The organism is Plesiomonas sp., from assembly GCF_051650925.1.
Lineage (GTDB): Bacteria > Pseudomonadota > Gammaproteobacteria > Enterobacterales > CAMTGL01 > Plesiomonas.
Genome location: NZ_JBOFRH010000546.1, coordinates 1 through 10,061, shown reverse-complemented (window position 1 = coordinate 10,061; position 10,061 = coordinate 1). Strand labels below are relative to the sequence as shown.

The window sequence follows — 10,061 nt, the reverse complement described above, 5'->3', positions numbered from 1 at the left end:
CCTGAAGCGTTAGCTATTAGCAGTATTTCAGATACAGGGGCAGCATTCATTTGGGAAGGACACACTGAAGGAACGCGATACCCGATGGTATTACGCGCTCAGGCCGGCAATACCTTGCAACGTGAGTGGTCAGGCAGTGCGCCAAACGAATATATCGGTGGTTTGCAGGCTGAAACTGCATATCAGCTTGAGATTCGGGCTTGCCATGGTGATACCTGTAGTGAACCGCGCCGTATTGAATTTAGTACATCTGCCGCACAACTGGGCTTTACCGATGCGTTAAGCCCCGTCAATGAGCTTTCCGGCGATCTGGCCGGTCAAGTTACGTTTGCACAAACTCACACCACCAGCAGCAATAAAGCGCAAAATGCCGAGGTGCGTCGCCCAAATTTAGTGGTTGAGCGTGATGCATTACTGATGTTCACCCCTGTTACCGATACACCAGAGCAACAAAACGACCTGCACCGTATATCGGTAGAGATCTATCAGCAAGGCGTGTTAATTGAGCGTTTAAATATGTCTCCGCCAAGTGCATTGCCTTTGAGTGATCAACCCGATAATGGCCGCCAAAAAGTCACCTATGCACGCAACGCATGGAGCATTCCTCTTGCATGGCAATATATGAAGCCCGGCCTTTCACTGCGCTTTATTGATGGAAATGAGCGTCACGGTGAGTTACCTGCCCACCAAATTGGATTTTCTGGTGCACCTGAATTGGTTATCCAAAATATTGATTTAGGCTTTTTAACACAACCACGCAATAGAAATACCGTATTAAAAGAGCTAGCAATATTATCCGCTGACTATTTCCAGAAAATTCCGGTATCACGGCTCGTTATGGCCGACTATACAATGGGCTATTTCCCTAAAATAACGCTACCAAATGGCACTGTTTATACTGAGCGTAGCGATGTTGATGGCGGTTGGCACAGTGGTGACATGCGCGAAAATATTGGTAAAGCGCTAGTCTCTACCGGTATTAATAATGCCAACTTTGGTATTACTGATACCGCTGGCAGTTCACAGAGCTATTACCGCTATTTTAACCATATTACGGCACACACCAGTATCGGTGTTTACCAAAATGGTAATGTTGTGCATGGCGGCAGTGGTGGCGGTGGCAAAGTAACGCTTGAACATACTACCGGTAATGAGTGGTCACATGAATTGGGCCATAATTACGGGCTAGGGCACTATCCAGATAGAGCCTCAACACAGAGCCAATTTACCGGTTGGGGATATGATGCCCGTTACCAGCGTTTTATTGGTAATTTGAACTGGACGAAAGCTCCTGCGACCAATACATCCGGTAACGAAACCGTTGCACCGTTTGCCGGTCAGTTCACGTATCTATTCGACACTATGGCAGGAGGGAGCGCACAAGGGCTAGTTAGCCGTTACACGTTGCATCACCAAGCTACCGCACGCCAAACCCAGCAGTGGCTAAATGCAGGTTTAAAACTGGATAAAGACAGCCCGAGCGGTTATGTACGCTGGAACGAAGAACAACAAACTTACCTGACGGCAGAAACCGATCAGCCTATCCCCCTAAAAACGGGTGTTCCGGTGATTACTCTGTTGGGGATTTATGATCCGCTCAATGAAAACCCGAGCCAGATTTATCCGCTGCTGTACTCTAATTACGGGAATTTATACCGCCAACCCGAACCGAGTACGGTTACAAACCACCCAGAGGGTTGGGTTTCGTATCAAGCTTTAACGCTGTATCAAAAAACGGCCGATCTCTGGCAAACACTGCCGGTTGCAGACAATGAGTATCTGCTGTGTAAATTTGATTACACCTCCCCTTCTGGCAGCCGTATGGATTTTGTCGGTTATGTTGATCCGACGACCCAGCAATGTACCGGCGGTTCTGATATCTATTTTGCTGGTAGCAATAATCAGCGCCATGTTATTTCATCTGAGCCAAACGCATTTAGCTTACGCTCTAAATTTGGTGATACACAGGTCACTTATACACCGCAAACCGGTGGCGATGAGAAAACCCTTTGCTACCTTAATACCCGTGATTTCTATGGCGCAGGTTATATTGAAAGCAGCCAGTGCCGTCAGGTTGAGGGCATTAAATGGAAAAACAAGAACAATTGGAGTTTCCGCGCTAATCAGAGCTTTGTGAAAACCTACTCTGAACGCTCACAGCGCCAGTGTATGCTGGTTATCAATACTCAACATGGCCAAGAGCAGCGTATCGCATTGAGTAACGCTCGGCATTCACAAAGTCAGAGCAATAAATTCCACGTGAACCTACCGGCAGATAATCATCCAACCGATATCAGTGTGGTGTGTGATGATGGTCAATCTCAAACTGTACTTGATACCTTGCAAACACCAGTTAATCCGCAAGCCAGTCAGCTCAGTGGGCCGATTATTATCGGGCAACAAGATGCCTATAATGCATTAGCATCAAAGCTTCCATCGGGCTGGTTTGCACACCCAACAGCATTTAATTTTGAAGATCTCTCCGTGTTGGATAAAGCCTCTATAGCAAAAATGCCGGTACAAGGTGAAGATCTTCCCCTATGCCGCTTCACTTTTAGCGATGAAGATCAAACCCGTACTCTGCACGGTTATGTTGAAACACTCGGTAATCAACAATATCGCTGCACCGGCGGCAATGACATCACCTACAAAACCCAGCGTGGGGATAAAGTACATATTCAATCTGCCATTAACCAGTTTGAGTGGTTATCACTGAATAACCCGCAAAATATCGGTAATACGGTAACAGCGCTGGAAAATGATGCTCGAGGCTTGTGCTACATCAACCGTGCTAATTTCTACGGAGCAGGCTTTATTAATGATAAAGGCCAGTGTACTCAAACACCTGAGATTTACTGGTCAAATGGCAATCGTTGGACTTTTTCAAGCGGATACAGCCAACCGAGCTTTCGCTAAATCCATCTTTCCATAACAGCGTGCTGTAAACACTGCGCGCTATCAGCAGGCGGCCATCCGGTATCTTTCGGGGCCGCCTTTTTTGTACCGCCCAAACCCCGTATAAACTCCCCATTACGCCTTTATATTGCAGACCCTGTTTTATTGTTTCATTGTTTTAAAAATCCGTTTTGGTGGGAAAATTTTTGCTACTGTCTAACTACAATTTAAAAACAGCAATGGTCTGATAAGGGCTATTTTACAGAGATACGTCTCGAAAAAGAGTCGGTAAAACAGGCTTCAATTCAACACGTTAGCATGCAATACCCTGTACCACTCACTCAACAAATTGACGGCCATATTCACTCCAACATCAGGCGAGATAACACCATGAGCACATCTCAACATTCTGAAAAAAAAGCAAAAATAAATATTTTCCGTGCCACCACTGCCGATGCAGATAAAGTGGCTCCGCTCTATGTGCAATACCGCGAATTTTATCATGTAGACCCACAACCCAAACAAGCGCTAGCATTTTTGCATGCGCGTCTAGAGCAGAACCAATCTGTTATTTTTTATGCTGAAGATGCAGAGCAAAATCCAGTCGGGTTTGCCCAGCTTTATCCGGTTTTTTGCTCTTTGCAGATGAAGCCGATTTGGTATTTATACGATCTGTTTGTTTCCCCAACTGCCCGTAAGCAAGGCATAGGCGAAGCGCTGCTAACACGTTGTAAGCAATTTGGTGAGGAAACCGAAGCAGGTTTTATTATTTTGCAAACCGGTGTAGAGAACACTACCGCCCAAGCGCTGTACGAAAAAATGGGCTATCAGCGTGATAGCGAATTCTATTCGTATATTCAGACACTTTGACAAGTAGGATCAGTGCTACGGGAAAATCAGTGAGCTATTTACTTAGCAGCCATTTACTCAGCAGCTATTTCCCACAGACTCTACAATAAAGCTTAATTTTCAGCCGCTTTTCAGTGATAGCTGATTTTAATTTATAACAGGCTGTAATTTATAACAAAAGAATGCACGGGCAAATCACTATGATTTATCCGTGCACCTCACAACAAGACCACAGCTCAAACAGGTGCTCACTCTGTTTAATACACCTGCTGGCGCTTACACTCTGCGGGAATTTTGGTACTGACCGAATTCACTTTCACCAAACGATAAACACCATCATAGTCTTCAGCAAACTCACCTTGTGGCACATCTTCTGTCACATCGAGCACCACATAAATGGGCTGATAAGGCTGATGATTTTGTTCCGCCGTGGTTTTTGCCAGATCACGAAGCTGCTGTAATGCTTCAGGCTCACCATTGAGCCAAAATACACTCGGGTCATTACAAGGCTGGAATGTCTCTACCCCCTCGCCCCACACATACATCCCCTGCACCTGAATAGGATCATCAGTAGCATACACACTCGATGCAGATAACATTAACGCTACGGACAGAATGATTTTTTTGATCATATTTATTTCAAGCCTCTACAACACACGTCATGCGCTTTAACAAGAAACCACACTATATTGACTGAGACAACCCTAATTAGAAAGGTTCAGAGAAAAAAAGAAACGGCGGGAAAATATCATGTAAATACAGGCTATTTCAGCTGTTACACGGATAAAAAATAGAGGCAATAGAGGGAAAAACAGCAATGTGAAACAACAACAGAACAACCCAATATTGTCTACAACGCAGAACATCAGGCATAAAAAAAGCGGTTAGCTTTCGCTAACCGCCAGAAATAGATTTAACTATTTTGAGAACGTATCGCGCAGCGATTAGTTCAGACGCTCTTTAATACGAGCAGACTTACCAGAACGCTCACGCAGGTAGTACAGTTTCGCTTTACGAACAGCACCACGACGCTTAACAGCCATGCTATCGATCAGTGGAGAGTGAGTCTGGAACACACGCTCAACACCTTCGCCGTTAGAGATCTTACGTACTGTGAACGCAGAATGCAGACCGCGGTTACGCTTAGCGATTACCACGCCCTCGAATGCCTGCAGACGCTTTTTGTCACCTTCAACAACCCAAACTTGTACAACTACGGTGTCACCAGGACGGAACGCAGGTACGTCTTGCTTCAGCTGTTCATCTTCCAGTTGCTTAATGATATTGCTCATAATTCTCTCTTTACCCTAGAATTAACTGAATCTTTAGTTCTGCTTACTGCCCTGAGATTCCTCTTGGAACTCAGTCAGAAGCACCGCTTGCTCGTCAGTCAGAGCTAGGCTTTCTAGAAGCTCAGGTCTTCTCAGCCAAGTACGGCCTAGCGATTGCTTTAATCGCCAGCGACGGATATGCGCATGGTTCCCCGATAACAGTACCGGAGGCACTTGCATGTCATCTAACACCTCAGGTCGGGTGTAGTGTGGGCAATCTAACAAGCCATTTGCAAAAGAGTCCTCTTCTGCTGACGCCTGATGACCCAGCACACCCGGAACAAACCGTGCGACTGCATCTAACAAGGTCATGGCGGGCAGCTCCCCTCCACTTAACACGTAATCGCCGATTGACCACTCTTCGTCAATTTCGGTTTGGATCACGCGCTCATCTATCCCTTCGTAGCGGCCACAAACCAGAATTAACTTCTTGTTGGTTGCCAACTCACTCACACCAGACTGATCCAGCGTGCGCCCCTGTGGGGATAGATAGATAACTTTTGCACCGTCACCTGCTGCAGCTTTTGCTGCATGAATTGCATCCCGTAAAGGTTGCACCATCATCAGCATTCCCGGACCGCCCCCGAAAGGTCTGTCATCGACAGTACGGTGCCGGTCATGTGTGAAATCACGTGGATTCCAACACTCAATGCTGAGCAAGCCATTTTTTACCGCTCGGCCAGTTACCCCGAAATCGGTCACTGTTCGGAACATCTCAGGGAACAAGCTTACAATGCCTATCCACATAGGTTTCGGCCTATCCACATAGATCTATCCAAAATAGATTTAGTGCCAATACTCGTCAGATAAAACCAATGTTTTACCTGTGGGTCAGAAACCAGGATCCCACTCAACCTCAATGGTTTGGGCGGCAAGATCGACTTTTTTGATAACCTGCCCATCGAGGAACGGAATTAACCGCTCCTTAACTCCGAAAGCATCATTCAGGTTTGCTTTGACTACCATAACGTCGTTAGAGCCGGTTTCCATCATGTCGATGATTTTACCAAACTCATAACCGCTTACGTTAACTACCTTGCAACCCATCAGGTCACGCCAGTAGTAATCGCCGTTATCTAGTGCGGGCAACTGTGAAGCTTCAACAGCAATTTCCACATTGGTCATTGCATGTGCCGCTTCGCGATCATCAATACCTTTCAGTTTGACAATCAGATCACTGTTGTGATGACGCCAGCTTTCCAGCTCAGTCTCACACCATTGACCCCTGATTTTCAGATACCAAGGTTGGTATGCAAAAATGCTTTCTGAATTTTCGGTGGAAGAGTACACCCTGAGCCAACCACGAATACCGTATGTAGAGCCCAGTTTCCCAAGCACAACAGGCTCAAGCAGCTTACTCATTGTGACCACCTAGACGGATTACGCAGCTTTCTGCGCGTCTTTTAACAGCTTAGCGACACGATCAGTCATCGCAGCGCCTTGACCGATCCAATGGTTGATGCGATCCAGGTCCAGACGAACCTTTTCAGCAGAACCAGCAGCGATTGGGTTGAAAAAACCAACGCTTTCGATGAAACGGCCATCACGTGCACAACGGCTGTCAGCTACGACTACTTGATAGAACGGACGCTTTTTTGCGCCGCCACGTGCCAAACGAATAGTTACCATAACGTCCTCTTATATTAACAACAACACCCAGAGACCGTATTGAGGGTCGGCTCCGGGAGTTTGCGAAAAAGCTGTCGAATTTTACTCGTTTTAGGGTAAAAAGCAACCTACTCTCTATGATTAGCTAAAACACATTGATTTTATAGCTAAAATTAACGGCCTAGCATACCGGGTGGCAACATTCCTTTCATGCCGCGCATCATTTTTGCCATACCGCCTTTGCGCATTTTTTTCATCATGCGCTGCATTTCGGTGAACTGTTTTAACAGACGGTTGACATCCTGAACCTGAACCCCAGAACCCAGTGCGATACGGCGCTTACGCGAACCTTTAATCAGCTCAGGGTTACGGCGCTCGGCTTTGGTCATTGAGTTAATCATCGCTTCCATTTTGACGGTGACTTTGTCATCCATCTGGGCTTTGATATTATCAGGAAGCTGACCGGCACCCGGTAACTTCTCAAGCATGCTCATCATGCCGCCCATACTGCGCATCTGTTTTAGCTGATCGCGGAAATCTTCCAGATCAAAGCCGTCGCCTTTTTTGAACTTTTCAGCCATTTTTTCGGCTTGTTCACGGTCAACGTTACGCTCAAGATCTTCAATCAGCGACAGCATATCGCCCATTCCCAGAATACGGGAGGCTACACGGTCTGGGAAGAAAGGTTCGAGGGCATCGGTTTTTTCACCGACACCCAAAAACTTAATCGGTTTACCGGTGATATGGCGAATCGACAGTGCCGCACCACCACGCGCATCACCATCAACTTTAGTCAGGATCACACCGGTCAACGGTAAGGCTTCATTAAATGCTTTGGCAGTATTTGCCGCATCCTGACCGGTCATGGCATCCACCACGAACAGCGTTTCGACCGGATTAATCGCAGCATGTACTTGCTGGATCTCTTCCATCATTTCGCTGTCAACATGCAGACGGCCAGCGGTATCAACCAGCAGCACGTCATAGAACTTCAGCTTGGCATGTTGTAAAGCCTGCGACACGATATCAAGCGGCTTTTGCTGCGGATCTGAAGGAAAGAAATCAACCCCAACCGTTTCAGCCAAGGTTTCCAACTGTTTAATCGCCGCAGGGCGATATACGTCAGCAGAAACAACCAGTACTTTTTTCTTTTTACGTTCGCGCAGGAATTTACCCAGTTTTGCCACACTGGTGGTTTTACCCGCACCTTGCAAACCGGCCATCAGCACTACGGCTGGCGGTTGAGCAGCAAGGTTTAAGTCATTATTGGCTTCGCCCATAGAGGCTTCAAGCTCATCACGTACAATTTTGACGAACTCTTGCCCCGGCGTCAGGCTTTTGTTGACTTCCTGCCCAACGGCTCGCTCTTTAACGCGGTTAATGAACTCGCGTACCACTGGTAAGGCAACATCAGCCTCCAGCAGCGCCATGCGAACTTCACGTAAAGTGTCTTTAATATTTTCATCAGTCAGCCGGCCACGGCCACTGATATTGCGCAGTGTGCGCGACAGTCGATCAGAAAGATTCTCAAACATCGTAGTCATTATCCGCTTGCACAGGTTCTGTGTGACTTAGTAATGGGGGGATTATACCTGATTATTCTACTTATGTGGCAGTCGCAAGGTTGGAGCATTGCTCAGAGGACGGTATACTGGAAACTCTATTTTCAGGTTATGTGACAGCAGACACCGAACTTATGCCCCTATTCGCAACGCTTGCTTTACTCGGTTATGCCGCCTGCTTGGTGTTAATCATCCCAAGTCTGCTGCAAAAAAACGGCCCCAATAAACCGGCGGTCTTTTGTTGTGCCGGATTAGCGCTCTTGTTCCATACTCTGACGCTAAAAGAGCTTATTTTCAATGCGGTAAGCGGCCAAAATCTCAGTTTATTAAATGTGGCCTCGCTCGTCGGTTTGATTATTACTGCGTTGATGACGCTCTCTTTACTGCGTTACCGTGTCTGGTTTTTAATGCCGGTGGTGTACAGTTTTGCCGGAATTAACCTTGCTGCCGCGCGCTTTTTACCCGGTGCATTTATTACACACTTAGAGGCTCATCCGGGTATTTTAGGGCACATCACGCTGGCGCTGTTTGCCTACGCAACCTTGATGATTGCCACCTTGTATGCCATTCAGCTTGCTTGGCTTGATCACCGTTTAAAGCATAAAAAACTGCCCGTCAGCCCGATGTTTCCGCCGCTGATGACCGTTGAGCGTCAGTTATTCCAAATCACCTTAGTCGGTGAGGTTCTGCTGACGCTGACACTGGTTACTGGCTGGTTTTTTATCCACGATATGTTTGCTCAAGGGCAATCTCACAAAGCGGTGCTCTCGCTATTTGCATGGCTGGTGTATGGCACACTGCTGTGGGGGCACTTTAAGCAGGGCTGGCGCGGTCGCCGCGTGGTTTATGCCAGTATGATTGGCGCATTTTTGCTGACGCTGGCGTACTTTGGTAGCCGTTTTGTGCAGGAAGTGATCCTGCGCTAGTGCATTTTTCGGCGCGGGCAGCCACATCACAGGCGTAGGTAAGTCTGTGTGCCGATGCCCGCCAATCTGACTCTTTCCTTGCACAATAAAAATACTTTACGGGGGATGCAAAGCCACTTCCTGCCGTTTCCTCATCTTTTTACGTTCACCGCACTCTGGTTTTATCTGCTTATTTGATATGAAAAAGTAGCATTAGCGCGCGGTTAAATTCATACTTATCTTCTGTTTACTCTTGAAAGGAACCATTACTTGAACGACATACATACCGGCACGCTCTTTGTTGTGCTGATTTTAATGTTGTTAATTTCTGCCTATTTCTCTGGCTCCGAAACTAGCATGATGTCTTTGAACCGTTACCGGCTACGGCACATGGCAAAAGAGGGGCACCGCGGCGCAAAGCGCGCGGAACAACTGCTGCAACGGCCTGAGCGCTTACTCAGCCTGATCCTGATAGGTAATAACTTAGTCAATATTCTTGCCTCGGCCATTGCCACCATTCTTGGCATGCGCCTGTTTGGTGATGCCGGTGTCGCCGTGGCGACCGGTGTTCTAACTCTGGTTGTTCTGATCTTTTCGGAAGTCATGCCAAAAACCATTGCGGCGCTGTATCCGGAAAAAATCGCCTTCCCAAGTACGTTTTTGTTGTCTTTGCTGTTAAAGGTGATGATGCCTATCGTACTGCTAACCAACTTGATCACCAGTGGTTTAATGCGGCTATTTGGTTTGCGCTCTGATGTTAAAAATGAAGCATCAGTCAGCAAAGAAGAGCTGCGCACTATTGTGTATGAAGCGGGCCCGCGCATCACCCGCCGTAATCAAGATATGCTGCTGTCTATCTTTGATCTTGAGCAGATCACGGTAGAAGATATTATGGTGCCGCGCAATGAAGT

Annotated in this window: 10 protein-coding genes; 4 read left to right on the top strand and 6 right to left on the bottom strand. The window is 47.0% G+C overall.

Going from position 1 to position 10,061, the window contains the following annotated elements; all coding sequences use genetic code 11:
- Positions 1–84 precede the first annotated feature (84 nt).
- Positions 85–2,916 carry a M66 family metalloprotease gene (locus tag ACRC27_RS13050; protein WP_438640073.1) on the top strand — a complete coding sequence of 944 codons (2,832 nt, stop codon included), beginning with the start codon at positions 85–87 and terminating at the stop codon, positions 2,914–2,916.
- Between the two features lie 369 nt (positions 2,917–3,285).
- Positions 3,286–3,765 (top strand): GNAT family N-acetyltransferase, encoded by a 480-nt coding sequence (locus ACRC27_RS13045; protein ID WP_438622503.1) that lies wholly within the window; start codon positions 3,286–3,288, stop codon positions 3,763–3,765.
- Between the two features lie 236 nt (positions 3,766–4,001).
- Here ACRC27_RS13045 and ACRC27_RS13040 read toward each other — a convergent pair whose 3' ends face one another.
- The 6 genes from ACRC27_RS13040 to ffh all read right to left on the bottom strand — a co-directional run bounded on the left by ACRC27_RS13040 (position 4,002) and on the right by ffh (position 8,218).
- Positions 4,002–4,376 carry a hypothetical protein gene (locus tag ACRC27_RS13040; protein ID WP_438622502.1) on the bottom strand — a complete coding sequence of 125 codons (375 nt, stop codon included), beginning with the start codon at positions 4,374–4,376 and terminating at the stop codon, positions 4,002–4,004.
- A gap of 312 nt (positions 4,377–4,688) precedes the next feature.
- Entirely contained in the window at positions 4,689–5,036 is a 348-nt protein-coding gene (rplS, locus tag ACRC27_RS13035) for a 50S ribosomal protein L19 (protein WP_438622501.1), read from the bottom strand.
- Between the two features lie 33 nt (positions 5,037–5,069).
- Positions 5,070–5,822 carry a tRNA (guanosine(37)-N1)-methyltransferase TrmD gene (gene trmD / locus ACRC27_RS13030; protein ID WP_438622500.1) on the bottom strand — a complete coding sequence of 251 codons (753 nt, stop codon included), beginning with the start codon at positions 5,820–5,822 and terminating at the stop codon, positions 5,070–5,072.
- Between the two features lie 84 nt (positions 5,823–5,906).
- Positions 5,907–6,437: a ribosome maturation factor RimM gene (rimM, locus tag ACRC27_RS13025; protein WP_438622499.1), complete on the bottom strand. Its 531-nt coding sequence runs from the start codon at positions 6,435–6,437 to the stop codon at positions 5,907–5,909.
- A gap of 18 nt (positions 6,438–6,455) precedes the next feature.
- Positions 6,456–6,704: a 30S ribosomal protein S16 gene (gene rpsP / locus ACRC27_RS13020; RefSeq protein ID WP_438622498.1), complete on the bottom strand. Its 249-nt coding sequence runs from the start codon at positions 6,702–6,704 to the stop codon at positions 6,456–6,458.
- 152 nt (positions 6,705–6,856) lie between these two features.
- Positions 6,857–8,218 carry a signal recognition particle protein gene (gene ffh, locus ACRC27_RS13015; protein ID WP_438622497.1) on the bottom strand — a complete coding sequence of 454 codons (1,362 nt, stop codon included), beginning with the start codon at positions 8,216–8,218 and terminating at the stop codon, positions 6,857–6,859.
- 161 nt (positions 8,219–8,379) lie between these two features.
- Between ffh and ACRC27_RS13010 the strand changes: the two genes are divergently transcribed.
- Both ACRC27_RS13010 and ACRC27_RS13005 read left to right on the top strand, forming a co-directional pair.
- Positions 8,380–9,171 (top strand): cytochrome C assembly family protein, encoded by a 792-nt coding sequence (locus ACRC27_RS13010; RefSeq protein WP_438622496.1) that lies wholly within the window; start codon positions 8,380–8,382, stop codon positions 9,169–9,171.
- Positions 9,172–9,420: 249 nt separating this feature from the next.
- Positions 9,421–10,061, top strand: a 641-nt coding sequence (locus ACRC27_RS13005) for a CNNM domain-containing protein (protein ID WP_438640072.1), incomplete at its 3' end; no start/stop codon positions are given.